The sequence below is a fragment of the Micromonospora sp. NBRC 101691 genome (genome assembly GCF_030269285.1).
GTDB classification, from domain to species: Bacteria; Actinomycetota; Actinomycetes; order Mycobacteriales; family Micromonosporaceae; genus Micromonospora; species Micromonospora echinospora.
Genome location: NZ_BSTB01000023.1, coordinates 1 through 16,857, shown reverse-complemented (window position 1 = coordinate 16,857; position 16,857 = coordinate 1). Strand labels below are relative to the sequence as shown.

The 16,857-nt window shown below is 72.4% G+C and carries 14 protein-coding genes; 10 read left to right on the top strand and 4 right to left on the bottom strand.

The features are described from left to right. Window positions 1-70: 70 nt before the first annotated feature. Window positions 71-493: a VOC family protein gene (locus tag QSK20_RS27370; protein ID WP_285791494.1), complete on the top strand. Its 423-nt coding sequence runs from the start codon at window positions 71-73 to the stop codon at window positions 491-493. Between the two features lie 621 nt (window positions 494-1,114). Here QSK20_RS27370 and QSK20_RS27365 read toward each other — a convergent pair. Then, on the bottom strand, window positions 1,115-1,960 hold the full coding sequence (locus QSK20_RS27365) for an alpha/beta fold hydrolase (protein WP_285791493.1): 846 nt from the start codon (window positions 1,958-1,960) through the stop codon (window positions 1,115-1,117). Then, the gene (locus QSK20_RS27360) at window positions 1,957-3,417 is read right to left on the bottom strand and encodes a CCA tRNA nucleotidyltransferase (protein ID WP_285791492.1); all 1,461 of its coding nucleotides are present in this window, start codon (window positions 3,415-3,417) and stop codon (window positions 1,957-1,959) included. The genes QSK20_RS27365 and QSK20_RS27360 overlap by 4 nt, the downstream gene beginning before the upstream one ends. Window positions 3,418-3,541: 124 nt before the next feature. Between QSK20_RS27360 and murJ the strand changes: the two genes are divergently transcribed. From murJ to QSK20_RS27325, 7 genes are all read left to right on the top strand, one after another. Next, a complete protein-coding gene (murJ, locus tag QSK20_RS27355; RefSeq protein WP_285791491.1) occupies window positions 3,542-5,284 on the top strand; it encodes a murein biosynthesis integral membrane protein MurJ in 1,743 nt (580 codons plus the stop codon). A 429-nt stretch (window positions 5,285-5,713) separates the two neighbouring features. Beyond that, window positions 5,714-7,321 (top strand): protein kinase family protein, encoded by a 1,608-nt coding sequence (locus QSK20_RS27350; protein WP_285791490.1) that lies wholly within the window; start codon window positions 5,714-5,716, stop codon window positions 7,319-7,321. A 46-nt stretch (window positions 7,322-7,367) separates the two neighbouring features. Continuing rightward, a complete protein-coding gene (gene sigM, locus QSK20_RS27345; protein WP_285791489.1) occupies window positions 7,368-8,141 on the top strand; it encodes an RNA polymerase sigma factor SigM in 774 nt (257 codons plus the stop codon). After that, a complete protein-coding gene (locus QSK20_RS27340) occupies window positions 8,138-9,085 on the top strand; it encodes an RsmA family anti-sigma factor (RefSeq protein WP_285791488.1) in 948 nt (315 codons plus the stop codon). The genes sigM and QSK20_RS27340 overlap by 4 nt, the downstream gene beginning before the upstream one ends. Before the next feature lie 180 nt (window positions 9,086-9,265). Beyond that, window positions 9,266-10,216: a thioredoxin-disulfide reductase gene (gene trxB, locus QSK20_RS27335; protein WP_088981377.1), complete on the top strand. Its 951-nt coding sequence runs from the start codon at window positions 9,266-9,268 to the stop codon at window positions 10,214-10,216. 33 nt (window positions 10,217-10,249) lie between these two features. Further along, window positions 10,250-10,573 carry a thioredoxin gene (gene trxA, locus QSK20_RS27330; RefSeq protein ID WP_285791487.1) on the top strand — a complete coding sequence of 108 codons (324 nt, stop codon included), beginning with the start codon at window positions 10,250-10,252 and terminating at the stop codon, window positions 10,571-10,573. A 235-nt stretch (window positions 10,574-10,808) separates the two neighbouring features. Beyond that, window positions 10,809-11,969: an N-acetylmuramoyl-L-alanine amidase gene (locus tag QSK20_RS27325; RefSeq protein WP_285791486.1), complete on the top strand. Its 1,161-nt coding sequence runs from the start codon at window positions 10,809-10,811 to the stop codon at window positions 11,967-11,969. Between the two features lie 35 nt (window positions 11,970-12,004). Here QSK20_RS27325 and QSK20_RS27320 read toward each other — a convergent pair whose 3' ends face one another. Continuing rightward, window positions 12,005-12,667: a GNAT family N-acetyltransferase gene (locus QSK20_RS27320; RefSeq protein WP_088981374.1), complete on the bottom strand. Its 663-nt coding sequence runs from the start codon at window positions 12,665-12,667 to the stop codon at window positions 12,005-12,007. A 316-nt stretch (window positions 12,668-12,983) separates the two neighbouring features. Here QSK20_RS27320 and QSK20_RS27315 point away from each other — a divergent pair, with 316 nt between their 5' ends. Further along, entirely contained in the window at window positions 12,984-14,294 is a 1,311-nt protein-coding gene (locus QSK20_RS27315; protein ID WP_285791485.1) for an aminotransferase-like domain-containing protein, read from the top strand. A 7-nt stretch (window positions 14,295-14,301) separates the two neighbouring features. Then, window positions 14,302-15,312 carry a D-alanine--D-alanine ligase family protein gene (locus QSK20_RS27310; RefSeq protein ID WP_285791484.1) on the top strand — a complete coding sequence of 337 codons (1,011 nt, stop codon included), beginning with the start codon at window positions 14,302-14,304 and terminating at the stop codon, window positions 15,310-15,312. Window positions 15,313-15,440: 128 nt separating this feature from the next. On the opposite strand, the gene QSK20_RS27305 is transcribed toward QSK20_RS27310, so the two are convergent. Beyond that, the gene (locus QSK20_RS27305) at window positions 15,441-16,259 is read right to left on the bottom strand and encodes a hypothetical protein (RefSeq protein WP_285791483.1); all 819 of its coding nucleotides are present in this window, start codon (window positions 16,257-16,259) and stop codon (window positions 15,441-15,443) included. Between the last annotated feature and the right edge of the window lie 598 nt (window positions 16,260-16,857).

The window sequence follows — 16,857 nt, the reverse complement described above, 5'->3', positions numbered from 1 at the left end:
CCGCTTCGAGACCCCGCCCACCAGCGCTGTGGGCGGGGTCTTGTCACAACCACGTGGTACGCATCGCGGTATGGACGCTGCCGTGCCTTTCCACTCGCCCGTGGTGGTCGCCCTGCCGATCGCCGACCGACGGGAGTCGTACCGCTTCTATCAGGAGGCGCTGGGGCTCACCGCCGTCGGTGAGCTGGCCTCCGACGGGGTGCCCGAGCCGCTGCGGTTCGTCGTCAACGACGGTCTGCACCTCATGCTGGTGCCCAGCGGCGGGTTCGGCTGGGTGATCGGTCCCCACGAGGTCGCCCCGCGCGGGCAGAGCGAGTGTCTCCTCAACCTGGGGTTCGCCACGTCCGACGAGGTCGACCGGGCGTTCGAGCGGGTCCGGGGCGCAGGCGCCGAGACGGTCACCGAGCCGTCGGCGAAGCCCTGGGGGTACACCGGCGTCTTCGCCGACCCGGACGGGCATCTCTGGGAGCTGACCGCCCCGGTCGCCGACTGACACCACCCCGATCGCACCCGCCGCCTGCCGACGTGGCAGCGCGGTCGTCGAAGCCTGGGCCGGGCACCCACGTGGGGGTCCGCCGTCGCGCCAACGGGGTGCGCACCACGGGGGTGCGCGGCGAGGGCTCGGCGGGAGGTGCCACGGGTGCGGGCGACGGCGACCGGGCGGGGTGGCTGGCTACCTCCCAGCGTCCCTTTAGAGCTGCCCCGTCCGTGCGCCCAGGCTCGGACCGCCCTCGCCCCCTCGGACCGCCCTCGCCGCCTCGGATCGCCCTCGGACCCGTCGGGGTGCAGGCGGCCGACCTCCGGCAGTTGCCGCCCGCGCCTCCCGGCTGCCCCGCGAGTCTTGCCCCGTCTGTGCGGGCAGCTCTAAAGCCTCGGTGGAGGGGATGTGTCCCGCCCGCAGGGCGGTGATGACGTCGGCCCTGCGGCCGGGCCAAGGACCACCGACGACAGGGGCGACGCGGTTGCCCACCGGTCGATCTTCGTGCAGCCGACGGGGCTGCGGAGGCTGACCGGAGTCAGCGCGCCACGCCCCCGGCGGGCACCCAACCCGGGACGACACGCCCCCACCGGTGCTGCTCGGCCCGCCCGACCTGCCGCCGGGCGGACCGCTTCGTCACGCTTCGACCAGTGACGACAGCAGAGCTGCCGTCTCGACCGGACGGACCAGCACCCCGGCGTGGCTGAGGTCGAGCGATCGTACGTCGAACCGGTTGTCCGGGGTCAGCGCGTCGGCCTCGGCGATGAACCGGTCCTGGAGGGCGATCGGCATCGAACGGTCGGCGGTGAGCCGTACGTAGGTGCGCGGGATCGTGCCCCAGGTCGCCGCGTCGGCCCGCTCCTCGCCGGCGTCCAGGCTCTCGTCCGGCTCCAGCGTGTTCAGGTAGCCGTAGAACTCGTCGTCGGTGCCGTCGGCCAGGATGGCCTCGCGGAGCGTGGCGATCAGCTTCGGATCGGCGGTACGCCAGTTGAAACGCAGCGCGCCGAGTTCCATCGGATTCGCGGCGATCAGGTCGGCGACGTCGTGCAGTGCGCTCGACGCGTTCTCAGCCGAGGTCTGGTAGCCGGCCGGGGTGTCGTCGACGCAGCACCACGCCGAGATGTAGACCAGCCGGTCCACCAGTTCCGGCGCGGCGTTGCCGACCCCGGTCAGGGTGAGACCACCCCGGCTGTGCCCGACCAGGATCACCGGCCCGTGCACGCGCACCCGCCGCAGCACCTCCAGCACGTGCGCCACGTTGTCCGCATGGCCGATGCCGGCCATCGCGCTCGGTGCGGCGGCCAGCGCGGCGAGATCCTGCGGTGCCTGGTACGCCGCCGGGAAGGTCGCCCCGAAGCCGTGCCCGGGCAGGTCCACGGCGAGCGACCGGTGGCCGCGCAGAGCCAGTTCACGCTGCATGGGCGCCCAGGTGAACGAGTTGCTCCCGGCGCCGTGGACGAAGACGAAGGTCGGAGCGGTCATTCGACGATCCCCTCGGCACGGGCCCAGCGCAGCAGTTCCGCCTCGGCGGCGTCCCGGTCGAGCGGGCCGTGCTCCAGCCGGACGTCCTTGAGGTGCTTCCAGGCCCGCCCGACGACCGGCCCCGGCGGTACGCCGAGCAACTCCATGATCGCGTTGCCGTCCAGGTCGGGACGGACCCGGGCCAGGTCCTCCTCGGCCGCGATCCGGGCGATCCGCTCCTCCAGCGCGCTGTAGTCCGACGCGAGCTGGGCGGCCTTGCGCCGGTTGCGGGTGGTGCAGTCCGAACGGGTCAGCTTGTGCAGCCGGGGCAGCAGGTCACCGGCGTCGGTGACGTACCGACGGACGGCCGAGTCGGTCCACTCGCCCCGGCCGTAGCCGTAGAAGCGCAGGTGCAGCCCGACCAGCTTGGTGACCTGGGCGGTCACGTCCTTCGGGTAACGCATGGCCTTCATCCGGACCTTGGTCAGTCGGGCGCCGACCACCTCGTGGTGGTGAAAGCTGACCCGGCCGTCCGAGCCGACCGCCTTGGTGGCCGGCTTGCCCACGTCGTGCATGAGGGCGGCCATCCGGAGGACGAAGTCCGGACCGTCCTCCTCCAGCGCGACCGCGTTGCTCACCACCGTGAGGGTGTGCTCGTAGACGTCCTTGTGCTGGGCGTGCTCGTCGATCTCCAGCTTCAGCCCGGTCAGTTCGGGCAGGAAGCGCTCGGCCAGCCCGGTGTCGACCAGCAGCCGCAGCCCGGTGATCGGGTCCGCGCCGCAGAGCAGCTTGGTGAACTCGTCCCGGATCCGCTCGGCGGTGATCCGGTCCAGGTCGGCGGCCATCCGGGTCATCGCCACACGCACGTCCGGATGCACGGCGAACCGGAGCTGCGCGGCGAACCGCGCCGCCCGCAGCATCCGCAGCGGGTCGTCACCGAAGGACTCCCGGGGCGTGCCCGGGGTACGGATCACGCGGGCGGCCAGGTCGTCCAGCCCGCCGTACGGGTCGGTGAACCGGTGCTCGGGCAGACTCACCGCCATCGCGTTGACGGTGAAGTCACGCCGCTTCAGATCGTCGATCAGGTTCGTCCCGTACGCCACCACCGGGTTGCGGCTGACCTGGTCGTACGACTCGGCGCGGTAGGTGGTGATCTCCAGCCGGAGGCCGCCGCGCTGCGCGCCGATGGTGCCGAACTCGCGCCCGGTCTCCCAGATCGACTCGGCCCAGCCCTTGAGCACCTTGAGCGTCTGGTCCGGGTGGGCGTCGGTGCAGAAGTCGAGATCCTCGCCGAGCCGGCCGAGCAGGGCGTCCCGGACCGAACCGCCCACCAGGTGCAGTTCGTGGCCGGCGCGGGCGAACCGGCGGCCCAGTTCGTCGGCGACCGGGGAGACGCGGAGCAGTTCGGCGACGGCGTTGCGCTGCGCTGCGGTGAGCTGGCGACGGTCGGCGACGTGGGGTACGGAGGCTTCGGACATCGGAGCGCCAGCCTAGCGGTCCGGGGGGTGAACTGGTCCGGCGGGCGCGACCTGGGGACGCGTTGACTAATGTCTTGGTCGTGTACGGGCCCGTGCCCAACCATCTCGTACCCCTGGAGGCTCGATGAGCGGCGGGCTCTACCGCAGCGCGAACGCCGGCTGGGGGAACGACCACCGGCCGGACGGTGCCACGTACATCTCGGCCGAGCCGCTGAACCAGCCCGCGCTGGAGTCGACCGCCCCGCCGCCGGAGCAGGTGGCGGAGACCAGCGCGGCGACGAACAGCGCGGTGATGGCGATCGGCAGCCTGGTCAGCCGGGGCACCGGCTTCCTGCGCACGCTCGCGTTGACCGCCGCGCTCGGCGGCGCGCTGGTCGGTGACGCGTACACCACCGCGCAGATCCTCCCCGGGATGGTCTACGAGTTCCTCCTCGGCGGCATCCTGACCAGCGTCCTGATCCCGGTGCTGGTCCGTCGGCGCAAGGCCGACGCCGACGGCGGTCAGGCGTACGCCCAGCGGCTGCTCAGCCTGGCGGTGCTCGCGCTCGGCGTCGCGGTGCTGCTGGCGCTGCTCGGCGCTCCGGTCCTCACCGCGCTCTACGGCGGAGAGCAGTCGGGCGAGGGCTATCCGGAACTCGTCAGAGCGCTGTCGTACCTCATGCTGCCGATGATCTTCTTCACCGGCCTGAGCGCGTTGATCAGCGCGGTGCTCAACACCCGGGGGCACTTCGCCGCCCCGATGTGGGCCCCGATCCTGAACAACCTGGTGGTGATCGGCACCGCCGGGCTCTACATCGCCATCTTCGGCGCGGAGATCATCGACCCGGACGAGATGACCACCGGCCGGATCCTGCTGATCGGCGGCGGCACCCTGCTCGGCGTGGCCATCCAGTCGATCGGGCTGCTCCCGGCGCTGCGGAAGGTCGGCTTCCGGTGGAAGCTCCGCTTCGACTTCCGGGCCCTGGGCCTGGCCGAGCTGGGCCGCCTCGGCGGCTGGATGTTCTGCTACGTGGCGGTCAGCCAGGTCGGTCTGATCGTGCTCTTCAACCTGCTCAACCGAGCCGGGCGGGAGAACGCCGCCGGTCCGCTGATCTACAACAACGTCTTCCTGCTGCTGATGATGGCGCACGGCATCATCGCCGTGTCGATCATCACGGCACTGATGCCCCGGATGAGCGCCGCCGCCGCCGACGGTCGCTACACCGACCTCGCCGCCGACCTGTCCCGGGGCACCCGGACCGTGTCGGCGGTGCTCGCCCCGATCGCGGTCTGCTACGCGGTGCTGGCCACCCCGCTGGCGACCACCCTGTTCCGGTACGGCGCGTTCAGCGCGGAGAACGCCGAGGCCACCTCGCTGGTGCTGCTGGTCGCCGCGGTCGCGCTGGTCCCGTTCGCGGTCAGCCAGCTCTTCACCTTCGCCTTCTACGCGCTGCCGGACACCCGCACCCCGGCCCTGATCAACATTCCGGTGGTGGCGCTGCGAATCGGCGTGCAGATCGTGCTCTTCGCCGCTTTCTCGGCGAGCTTCGCCGCCGCCGGCATGATGATCGGCAACGCGGTGTCGTACCTCGCCGCCGCAATCGGCTCGGCCTGGCTGCTGCGGCCGCGGGTGGGGCGGATCGGGCTCGGCGCGATCGTCCGTACCCTCGGCCGGGTGCTGGTCGCCGCCGCCGGGGCCGCGCTGGTCGGCCTGCTGGTGATCTGGCTGCTGCCGGGGGACGACACGCCGAGCCGGCTGGAGGCGATCGTCCAGCTCGTGGTCGGCGGGGCGGTCATCACCGGCACGTACCTCGGGCTGGCCATGCTGCTGCGGATCAGCGAGATCACCGAGGTGGTCGGCATGGTCCGTCGCCGGCTCGGTCGGTGATCCGTCAACCTGTGGACAGTGCGTGACGGTGGATCACCAACCTGGGGATGTACCTGTGGATAACTCAGCGAGCCACCGCTCACCTACCGGTTCGGCCTGTGGATAACCGACCGTACGGATGAGCATGACCAGACGATCGGGGGGAACCCGTCGGCGGTCGACCCGGTCACCCGGTTTCGGCGGGCCCCTCCGGTCAGCGCTTGCGGTCAGCCTCTAGATTGGCACGTACATGTGCCAGCAACGTGGCAGACAACGGTCGTAACCGGACACGCCACCCGTAACCGACACCCTGTGCGGGTACGGCGGCAAGATGACATGTCGGGGAGAGACGCAACCCAGGTAAGGTCGCTCTCGACGGGTACGGCCGCCGGCGGCGCTCCGCGTCGACGACACGAGCCGGTTCCTTGACGAGGCAGAGCGGGAAGCCACATGCCCAGCAGTTCGGGTCCATCGATCGACACGATCACCGAGGGAGGACGGGTGACCCAGGTCGGCGAGGGTCAGGAGGCGGAGGAAAGCGCTCCGTCCGTCATGACCTTCGGTGCTCCCACGGTCGGTGAGATCCTTGCCGAACGGTACGAACTGGTCGAGCACATCAACGACGACAGCGCGGGCCGGCAGGTCTGGCGTGGCGTCGACGTCATCCTGCGCCGCCCGGTCGCGGTCGTGCTGCGGCACCCCGGTGGCGACTCGGCCACCGAGATGCTCCAGGCCGCGGTCGCCGCCAGCCGGGTGATCCACCCCAACCTGGTCGGCGTCTACGACGCCATCGACGAGGCCGAGCGGGCGTACGTGGTCCGCGAGTGGGTGGACGGCCGGTCGCTACGCGAGCTGACCGCCGAGGGTCCACTGGATCCGGCGCGGGCCACCAGCATCGGGCACGCCGTGGCCAACGCCCTGGCCGCGGTGCACGCCACCGACATGGTCCACGGCAACGTCCACCCGGGCACCGTGATGATCAGCGACGACGGCCGGGTGGTGCTCGCCGACGCACGGACCGACGGCGCGGACAGCCAGGAGAACGACATCCGGGCGGTCGGGGGTGTCCTCTACTTCGCGCTGACCGGGCACTGGCCGCACGCCGAGGCCCCGCTGCACGGCGCCACCGCCGGGCACGGCCGGGCGGTCATCCCGGACGCGGTCCGGGATGCGGGCGGCGCCCTGGCCGCCCCCCGGCAGATCCGCGCCGGTGTGCCGGCGTACCTCGACGACCTCACCATGGACCTGCTCGACCGGCAGATCGCGCCGCCCTCCTCGGACGTGCTCACCGCCGAGCTGGCCCGGCTGGAGGTGCCCGCCGACGAGCAGTACCTCGAACAGGCCGGCCCGCTCCGGTTCACCTCCTCCGACGGCGAGGACGAGCGCACGCCGCTGTCCCCGGCCGGTGGCCGCAAGGTGGTGTTCGGCATCGCCGGCCTGCTCGTGGTCGCCCTGATCGGTCTGCTCATCGGCGTCACCACCCTGGGCGGCGGGGACGACCCCGGCGGCCAGGCCGCCGACCCGACCCCGGCGGCCAGCGACGACGCGCCCGCCCCGGCACCGGCGGCCATCCGCACCCTGAAGCTCGGCCCCGACCAGGTCCGCGTGATCGACCCCGACAGCCGGGCCCGGGACGAGTTCGACGGCATCGAGAAGGTCGTCGACGGCGACCAGGACGAGGCGTGGCAGACCGACAGCTACTACAACGCCAAGTTCAGCAACCTCAAGGCCGGCATGGGGATCCTGATCGACCTCAAGCAGCCCCAGACGGTGAAGTCGGTGGAGGCGGTGCTGTCCAACCGGGGCGCCACCGGGCAGCTCTACGGCGGCACGGCCGACCACCCGTCCACCTCGTCCGGCGACAAGGCCCTCGTCGAGGCGTACAAGAGCAGCCAGATCGGCCCGACGCTGGAGAACCACGGCGCGAAGATGGTCTTCGACGGCTTCGAGGCCGACAAGAAGTACCAGTACCTCCTCTTCTGGGTCACCGACCTGCCGGAGGTCGACCAGGGCAGGTTCAAGCTCATCGTCCAGGAGATCACGGTCCAGGTGCAGTGAACCGGCGGCCACGGCGACCCGGCCACCCCGCGCACGGGGCGTGGCGATGACCGGGCGTGGCGCGAACGCGGGTGGCGGGCCGGCCGGTCCGTCACCCCTGATCGCCGCCGACACCGCTGCCACCGACGCCGAACTGCTCTCCGCGCACGTCGCCGGGGACCGCGACGCCTTCACCGAGCTGTTCCGGCGGCACCGCGACCGGCTCTGGGCGGTGGCCGTGCGCACCATCGGCGACCGCGAGGAGGCGGCCGACGCCCTCCAGGACGCGCTGCTCTCCGCGCACCGCGCGGCGGCCCGGTTCCGGGGCGACTCGGCGGTCACCACCTGGCTGCACCGGATCGTCGTGAACGCCTGTCTGGACCGGATGCGACGCCGGCAGGCCCATCCCACCGTGCCGCTGCCGGACGGCAACCGCTCCGACGACCCCACGGCCGTCGGCGGCGTCGAGCCGGCCGCCCCCGCCCCGGACCACGACACCGCTCTGGTGGTCCGGCAGGCCCTGGGGCAGCTGCCGCCCGAGCAGCGGGCCGCCCTGATCCTGGTCGACGTGCAGGGCTACCCGGTGGCCGAGGTGGCCCGCATCCTCGACGTGGCCGAGGGCACGGTGAAGAGCCGTTGTGCCCGGGGCCGGGCGCGGCTGGCCGTCCTGCTCGGGCATCTCCGCACCGGCGCTGACGGGCCGTCGGAGCACACCGGTGGCTCCCGGCCCGGCCAGCCGGACGTGCCCGGCGTCACGAGCGGGAACCCACGAGCACCCGAGGGCGTCGGATCAGGGCCGGGGCGATCCCGGAAACACACCGACCAGAGGGAGAACACGTGACGGCCGGGCGGTTCGGGGAGGTCGACCACGACCTGCTCGCCGACTACGTCGGAGGCGCGCTGGACGGCACGCCCGACGAGGCCACGGTCGCCCGGCTGGTGACGGAGGACCCGGCCTGGGCGCAGGCACACGACGAACTGGCTGCCGCGACGGCCCTGGTCGGCACCGCGCTGGCCGGTTGGGGCGCGACGACCCCCACCATGCCGGAGACGGTGGCCGACCGCCTCACCGCCGCGCTCGCCGGGGCCGGTCCGGCGGCACCGGCGACCGTGCCCGCCCAGGTGTCACCGTCACCGGCCACCGCGGCCAGCGGCACCTCCGGCGGCCCGTCGAGCCGGACGGTGGCCGTGGTCGGCGAGTCCTCCCGCCCGACCTCCCCCGGTCGTTCCCGTCGGCGCTGGTCCCGTCGGACAGCCCCGGTGCTGGTCGCCGCAGCGGCGATGGTCGCGGGCGGCTTCGGCGTCACGCAGCTCGTCGGCCTCGGGGGCGGGCAGCGGGACGCGGGCTCCGCCCCGGAGAACGCGGTGGCGGGCAACGCGCCGGCCGGCGCGTTCCGGCTCACCACCGATCCCACCCGCACCGGCGCCAGCTACACCCCGGACACCGTCGGCACGGTCCCGGCCGCGCCGGGGGTGCTCTCCACCGACAGCGCCAACCCGACGGAGCAGCCCGAGTCGGATCCCCGCCGGCCGCAACGCGGCACCGGCCTCGACCGGCTCACCGACCGGACGGCGCTCGACGCCTGCCTCGGTGCGGTCGGTGCGGCGCACGGCCGGGGGCGGATCACCGTGGACCGGGTCGAGTACGCGGCGTTCCAGGGCGAACCGGCGTTGGTGGTCGGCCTGGTGGACGCCGAGGGCGGCCGCTGGGTCGTGGTGGCCGGTCCGGACTGCGGGGTGCCGGGATCCGGCGCGGACACCCGCTACCGGACGCAGGTAGGGTGAGGTCGCGGTCGCCGGACGTCCGCCCTTCCACGTGACGTCACCCACCGGACGAGCGGACCGGGAATCCCCACTTCGTACGATGACGTTCTGGATGTCAGTCGCCGACGATGCCAGGCGTCGGTACTCGGATCGACACCGGTGCGCGCGCCGGTGCCGAACACACACACTCGGGAGACGGCAGTGGACGAGGTCCGCAACCTGATCATCATCGGCTCAGGGCCCACCGGATACACGGCGGCGGTCTACGCGGCGCGCGCCAACCTCAAGCCGCTGGTCATCGAGGGTGTGCAGTCCGGTGGCGCGCTCATGACGACCACCGAGGTGGAGAACTTCCCCGGGTTCGCCGACGGCATCCTCGGTCCCGAGTTGATGGACAACATGCGCAAGCAGGCCGAGCGGTTCGGCGCGGAGTTCCTCACCGACGACGTGACCCGGGTGGAGCTGGTCGACACCGGCACGCCGGGTTCCGGTGCGACGAGCACCGTGTGGGTCGGCGAGACCGCGTACCGGGCCCGCGCCGTCATCCTGGCCACCGGTTCGGCGTGGCGTCCGCTCGGCGTCCCCGGCGAGCAGGAGTACCTCGGCCACGGCGTGTCGTCCTGCGCCACCTGTGACGGCTTCTTCTTCCGCAACCAGCACATCGTGGTGGTCGGCGGCGGCGACTCCGCGATGGAGGAGGCGAGCTTCCTCACCCGGTTCGCCGAGTCGGTCACCATCGTGCACCGGCGTGACTCGTTCCGGGCCAGCAAGATCATGGCGGAGCGGGCACTGAGCAACGAGAAGATCAAGGTCGAGTGGAACACCACCGTCGAGGAGATCCTCGGCGCGGACAACAAGGTGACCGGCGTCCGGTTGCGTAACGTGCACACCGGCGAGGCGAAGGTGCTCGACGTCACCGGCGTCTTCATCGCGATCGGCCACGACCCGCGCAGCGAACTCTTCCGGGGTCAGGTCGACCTCGACGACGAGGGCTACGTCCGGGTCGACGCGCCGAGCACCCGCACCAACATCCCCGGTGTCTTCGCCGCCGGTGACCTGGTCGACCACACCTACCGGCAGGCGATCACCGCCGCCGGCACCGGCTGTGCCGCCGCGCTCGACGCCGAGCGGTTCATCGCCACCCTGAGCTGACAAACCCGTAGACAGTCCCGGAGGAGGGTCATAGTGGGTACAACGACGGCGGTCACCGACGCCAGCTTCGCCACTGACGTACTGAAGTCCGACAAGCCGGTACTGGTGGACTTCTGGGCTGAGTGGTGCGTGCCGTGCCGCAAGGTCGCGCCGCTGCTGGAGGAGATCGCCAGCGAGATGGGCGACCAGGTCCGGATCGTCAAGCTCAACATCGACGAGAACCCGGAGACCGCTCGGGCCTACCGGGTGATGTCGGTGCCGACCCTCACCGTGTTCAAGAACGGCGAGCCGGTGCAGTCGATCGCCGGTGCCAAGCCCAAGGGTGATCTGGTCAAGCTGATCCAGGCCGCGCTCTGACCGACGCGTTCCGCCAGCCCCGTACCCGCCCCGGGTGCGGGGCTCCGGCCTTTCCCGGACCGTCGTGCGCCGCACCGGACCGGACCTCCCTGACCCGGGGGTGGGTGGGCCGCTTCCGGCAACCGGTAACGCCGCGTCATCGGCCACGGTACGCTCCGTAAGCGTCCTCGACGAAGAGAGCCCCTGCGTACCGCGGTGGGTGGCGAGAAGTCAGCAGCCGCTAAGGGGGTCATCCGTGCGTCCGATCCGCCCCGGTGACCGGGGACCCGCCGTGCGCGAGATCCGCCGGGTCCTGACCGACCTCGACCTGCTTCCCTCCGAACGGAGCGTCGACGCGTTCGACGCGGCCACCGAACGGGCCGTCCGGGCCTTTCAGCAGTCCCGTGGGCTGAGCGTGGACGGGCGGGTCGGCGCGGAGACCTGGCGGGCGCTGGACGCCGCCCGGTGGCGGCTCGGTGCCCGTACCCTCTACCACGCCGTGCCCGAGCCGATCACCGGCGAGGACGTGCGGTCGTTGCAGGAACGCCTCCTGGAGATGGGGTACGACGCCGGACGCGCCGACGCCATCTACGGCGCGCGCACCGCCCGCGCGCTCGCCCAGTTCCAGCGGGAGGTGGGGCTGACCCCGGACGGTTCCTGCGGACCGCACACCCTGGACGCGCTGCGCCGGCTCGGGCGGAAGGTGGTCGGTGGCCGTCCGCAGTGGCTACGCGAGTCCGACGCGATCCGCCAGTCCGGGCCGACGCTGGTCGGCCGGACGGTGGTCATCGACCCCGGACACGGCGGCACCGACCCCGGTGCGGTGGTCCACGACGGCCTGTTGCGCTGGAACGAGGCGGACCTGGTGCACGACCTGGCCAGCCGGTTGGAGGGGCGGCTCGCGGCGGCGGGCGTCCGGGTGCAGCTCACCCGGGGACCGTCGCCGGGCCGGTGCCTGCCGGACACCGACCGGGCCGAACTGGCGAACTCCCTCGGCGCGGACGTGTTCATCTCCCTGCACACCGACGAGCACCACAATCCCGCCGCCGAAGGGGTCGCCACCTATCACTACGGGACGGACAACGGCGTCACCTCGGCCACCGGCGAGCGACTGGCCGGACTGGTGCAACGGGAAATCGTCGCCCGGACCGGGCTGCGGGACTGCCGTACCCACGCCAAGGCATGGGACCTGCTCCGGCTGACCCGGATGCCGGCGGTCCGCGTCGAGGTCGGCTACCTCACCTCGCCCGAGGACCGCCGCCGGCTGGTCGACCCCCGGTTCCGGGACCGGATCGTGGAGGCGATCGTCGCCGCCGTGCAGCGGATGTACTTCCCGATCGAACGGGACGTGCCGACCGGCTCGATCGACGTGAGCGAGCTGCGCGCCGTGGTGGCCGCCGGACGCGCGCCGGAGTGACCCGGGGCCCGGCACGTCGAGCCCTTCCCGGGGCGTCAGCCGGCGGTGGTGCTGGTGGCCGGGCGGACCGGCCGGAGCAGGGTCTCCGGGCTCATCGAGCCGAGCAGTTTCTCCAGGGCGTACTCGACGTCGGACTTCCAGGACAGCGCGGTGCGAAGTTCGAGCCGCAGGCGCGGATAGCGCGGGTGCGGGCGTACCGTCTTGAAGCCGACGGAGAGGAAGTAGTCGGCGGGGGCGACACAACCACCGGAGGCCAGGTCGTCGACGTCGCCGAACTTCGCGTCCCCGAACGCCTCGATCGCCTTGATGCCCCGCTTGGTGAGGTCCCGGGCGACCCCCTGCACCAGCATCCGGCCGAGCCCGCCCCCGGCGAACGAGGGCACCACGTGCGCGGTCGTCAGCAGCGCGGCGTCGGCGGAGACCGGGGAGGTGGGGAAGGCCATCGAGCGGGGCACGTACGCCGGTGGGGCGAACATCACGAACCCGGCCGGCATGCCGTCGACGTAGACGAGTTTGCCGCAGGAGCCCCACTCCAGCAGGGTCTGCGAGACCCACGCCTCCTTCTCCAGGCCCGGGTCACCGGCGGCGCAGGCGCGGTCGGCGGAGACCGGATCCAGCTCCCAGAAGACGCACTGCCGGCACGGACGGGGCAGGTCTTCCAGGGTGTCGAGGGTCAGGCTGACCAGACGTCGCGACATTGGCGCATCCCCACAATAGGCTTGGAGGTGACGACACCGCGGAGCACGCCGCCGCGTTTGTCCCCGACGAGCGATCGTACGCCGCAACCCGCGCCGGTGGGAGGGGACGCGCGAACACCACCCCACGGAAGGTCGTCGCCGCAGTCCGGGATGTGGACGCCTCCTCACGTTCCATCCCCGTTCCGACCAGCACCGACTAGGATCGACCAACCGGTGTCCCGCGTCGCCAGGGGCCGTCCGGCGGGGACAGGGGCGTCGCCGCAGCGGTCCGCAGCCTGGGCGGGAGCCACCCGAGGGAAGCCGATGAGGTGATGTCATGACCGGCACGACGCTCGACGACTACACCGACCGGTACGCACGGCGCGTGCGGGGCATGACCGCGTCGGAGATCCGCGCGCTCTTCGCCGTCGCCAGCCGTCCCGAGGTGGTGTCGCTCGCCGGGGGTGCGCCCTACATCGCCGCGCTGCCGCTCGACGCGGTGGGCGAGATGCTCGGGCGGCTCGGCGCCGAGCACGGGACCACCACCCTCCAGTACGGCATCGGCCAGGGCCTGCCGGAGCTGCGTGAGCGGATCTGCGAGGTGATGGCCCTCTCCGGCATCGACGCCTCGTGCGGTGCCTCCCCGGAGGACGTGGTGGTGACCGTCGGCGGGCAGCAGGCCCTCGACCTGGTCGCCCGGCTCTTCCTCGACCCCGGTGACGTGGTGCTCGCCGAGGGGCCCACCTACGTCGGCGCGCTCGGCGTCTTCCAGTCCGCCCAGGCGCAGGTCGTGCACGTCCCGATGGACGACGAGGGGCTGATCCCGGAGGCGCTGGAGGCGGCCGTCGCCGACTGCGCCCGGGCCGGACGGCGGGTCAAGTTCCTCTACACCATCCCCACCTACCAGAACCCGGCCGGCGTGACGCTCAGCGAGGAACGGCGCGAGCGGGTCCTCGACATCTGCGAGCGGGCCGGCCTGCTGGTGGTCGAGGACGACCCGTACGGGCAGCTCGGCTTCGAGTCGGAGGCGCCCCGGCCGCTGCGCGCCCGCCGGCGCGACGGCGTCTTCTACCTGAGCACGTTCTCCAAGACGTTCGCCCCCGGGTTGCGGGTCGGCTGGATCCTCGCCCCACACGCGGTTCGCGACAAGCTGGTCATCGCCAGCGAGGCGCAGATCCTCTGCCCCAGCGGCTACGCCCAGGCAGCCGTCTCCACCTACCTGGGCACCATGCCCTGGCGGGAGCAACTCAAGGTCTACCGCGAGGTCTACCGGGAGCGGCGGGACGCCATGCTCACCGCCCTGGCAGACCTGATGCCGGCCGGCACCACCTGGACCCGACCGGCCGGCGGTCTCTTCGTCTGGGCGACCCTGCCCGAGGGGCTCGACTCCAAGGCAATGATGCCCCGGGCCATCGCCGCCCGGGTGGCGTACGTGCCCGGCACCGGCTTCTACGCCGACGGCTCCGGCAGCGGTCACATGCGGCTCAACTTCTCGTTCCCCGCCCCGGAACGGATCCGGGAGGGCGTCCGCCGGTTGGCCGGTGTGATGGAGCAGGACATCGCCATGCGGCGGGTCTTCGGCCAGGTCAGCCAGCAGGGACGACGTGGGCAGGCCGGTGCGGACGCACCCGGACCCGACTTGGCATGATCTCGGCATGCCTGCCAGCCTGACCGACCAATCCGGCTCCACCAGTTCGCCGTCGCCCGCCCCGGCCGCCGGGGAGCTGCGGGTCCTCGTCCTCGCCGGGGGCCTGTCGTACGAACGCGAGGTCTCGCTGAAGTCCGGCCGCCGGGTGCTCGACGCGCTCCGCGCGGCGGGGGTGGAGGCGGACCTGCGGGACGCCGACGTCGCCCTGCTGCCCGCGCTCGCGGCCGACCCGCCGGACGCGGTGGTGATCGCGCTGCACGGCGCGACCGGTGAGGACGGCTCGCTCCGAGGTGTGCTCGACCTCTGCGGGATCCCGTACGTCGGCTGCGACGCCCGCTCCGCCCGCCTGGCGTGGGACAAGCCCTCCGCCAAGACGGTGCTCCGCGAAGCGGGCATCCCCACCCCCGACTGGGTGGCCCTGCCGCACGACCGGTTCTCCGAGTTGGGCGCGGTGGCCGTGCTCGACCGGATCGTCGACCGGATCGGGCTGCCGGTCATGGTGAAGCCGGCGCAGGGTGGCTCCGGGCTGGGCGCCGCCGTCGTCCGGGACGCCGCCGCGCTGCCCGCCGCGATGGTCGGCTGCTTCGCGTACGACTCGACCGCACTGGTCGAGCGGTACGTCCCCGGGATGGACGTGGCGGTCACCGTGATCGACCTCGGGGGCGGCCCCCGGGCGCTGCCCGCGGTGGAGATCGTGCCGCGCAACGGTGTCTACGACTACGCGGCCCGCTACACCGCCGGCCGGACGACCTGGCACGCCCCGGCGCGGCTGGCGGACGAGGCGGCGGCCCGCGTCGCCGAGGTCGCCGTCGCGGCGCACACCGCGCTCGGACTGCGTGATCTCTCCCGGGTCGACCTCATCGTGGACGACTCCGGGCAACCGCACGTACTGGAAGTGAACGTCTCGCCGGGCATGACCGAGACCTCGCTGCTGCCGCTGGCGGTGCAGGCCGCCGGGCTCGACTTCGGGCGGGTACTCGAAGAGCTGGTGGTGCAGGCCGCCGGTCGCCGCCCGTAACAGTCCCACCGATTCCCACCACGCATCAGGGCCGGCGCGGTCTCCCGCCCGGCCCTGATTGCTTCCGCTCGGCCCGCTCTCCCCGTCGACGAGCCGGGCCGGTGTCGCCTTCGTCGGGCCGTTCGCGGTCAGGGGGTGGCGCCCGGGCGGTCCGCCTCCTCGACGCGGCTCTGGTCCGCCGGATCGGGCTGGTCCGGATCGGTGCGTGGGGCGGGAATCCGGCCGACCGCGCCGTCGGTGCTCCTGGCCGCGCCGTCGGTGCTTTCGAGCTCGTCGTCGGTCTCCCCGGCCGCCTCGATCACCGAGCCGATCTCGCTTTCCGGGGACCCCGACTCCTGCCGGGAGGAGTCGCTGAAACTCGCCGGGGCCTGCCACTGGATGCGGGAGGGCTCGGCCAGCGGGCGGCCGCCGAACTCACCGAGCCAGGCCGCCACCAGGGCCAGGTTCTCCCGCCACTGCGCCTCGGAGATCGGCGGCAGGATCGAGTCCCACAGGGAGAGGAACGTCCCACGAAGTTGCAGCCGGCCGTACGGGCGGGCCAGGAACCACAGGTGCAGATGCGAGGAGCCGTCACCCCAACGATTGACGTGTACCCGGGCCACCCCGTCCAGCGACCGGATCGCCCGCTCCAGACGTACCGTCATCACGCCCAGCTCGGCCGCGAGCAGATTCGGCAGGTCTCCCAGGTCGAGGTGGGAGCGGGACTCCAGGATCAGCACCATCGGCAGACCCGTCGGGCGGTCCATCGCCCGGACCCGCCAGCGTTCCCCCACCCAGATGTACGCCTCGTCCGGCGCGGCACAGGCGGTGCACTCCCGGTCCGCCTCGCCCTTGCGGGGAGGCTCGACCGGAACCGGATCATCGAGCTGCTTGATACGGAGGTCGCCGTCGAAGGGGAAGGAGGGCCATTGGGTGAAGTCCGGGACAGCAGGAGGGGTGTGGGGCACGAGGCTGACCCTAACCGAGTACGAGACCCCCTGTCCCCACCCGAATGCGTGGTCCTGTAGACACTCGTCGTCAGGGGCCACATCGGGGTCGTCGCTCCGGACCGCGCCGTCCGCCCATCGCCCCGGGCGGCTCTTCGGCTCGACAGGACGCCCGGATCCCGGCGATCGAGGCGCACATCACACCCGTCATCCACAGGCTGCCACGTCGTTCTACGCGCTGTTTCACGTGAAACGGGGCTGCCTGTGGATAACTCCTGTGGATATCCGCGACGCTTTCCGCGTGGCTGTGGATAACCGCTCGCACCCCAGCCGCGCGTCCCGCTGTTGCCCACACCGCTGGCCGGAAGAGACTGCCGCGCTGACGCAACGAACTTCAGTGCTCGCCCCCTCTGTCGGTGGCGTTTCACGTGAAACCGGCGGGTGCCGGGTGCCGGGTTGCCGGGTGCCGGGTTGCCGGGTGCCGGGTGCCTGCAGGGGACCCTTCCTACCGTTTTTTGTCGAAGAAGGGTCCCCTGCAACCAACTAACGCGGCGGGCGGCGGGCGGCGGGCGGCGGGCGGCGGGCGGCGGGCGGCGGGCGGCGGGCGGCGGGCGGCGGG

Excerpts from the sequence above, each read along its gene's own strand:
- QSK20_RS27370 (WP_285791494.1), top strand. The coding sequence starts at position 71 with ATGGACGCTGCCGTGCCTTTCCACTCGCCCGTGGTGGTCGCCCTGCCG.
- QSK20_RS27365 (WP_285791493.1), bottom strand. The coding sequence starts at position 1,960 with ATGACCGCTCCGACCTTCGTCTTCGTCCACGGCGCCGGGAGCAACTCG.
- QSK20_RS27360 (WP_285791492.1), bottom strand. The coding sequence starts at position 3,417 with ATGTCCGAAGCCTCCGTACCCCACGTCGCCGACCGTCGCCAGCTCACC.
- murJ (WP_285791491.1), top strand. The coding sequence starts at position 3,542 with ATGAGCGGCGGGCTCTACCGCAGCGCGAACGCCGGCTGGGGGAACGAC.
- QSK20_RS27350 (WP_285791490.1), top strand. The coding sequence starts at position 5,714 with ATGCCCAGCAGTTCGGGTCCATCGATCGACACGATCACCGAGGGAGGA.
- sigM (WP_285791489.1), top strand. The coding sequence starts at position 7,368 with ATGACCGGGCGTGGCGCGAACGCGGGTGGCGGGCCGGCCGGTCCGTCA.
- QSK20_RS27320 (WP_088981374.1), bottom strand. The coding sequence starts at position 12,667 with ATGTCGCGACGTCTGGTCAGCCTGACCCTCGACACCCTGGAAGACCTG.
- QSK20_RS27315 (WP_285791485.1), top strand. The coding sequence starts at position 12,984 with ATGACCGGCACGACGCTCGACGACTACACCGACCGGTACGCACGGCGC.
- QSK20_RS27310 (WP_285791484.1), top strand. The coding sequence starts at position 14,302 with ATGCCTGCCAGCCTGACCGACCAATCCGGCTCCACCAGTTCGCCGTCG.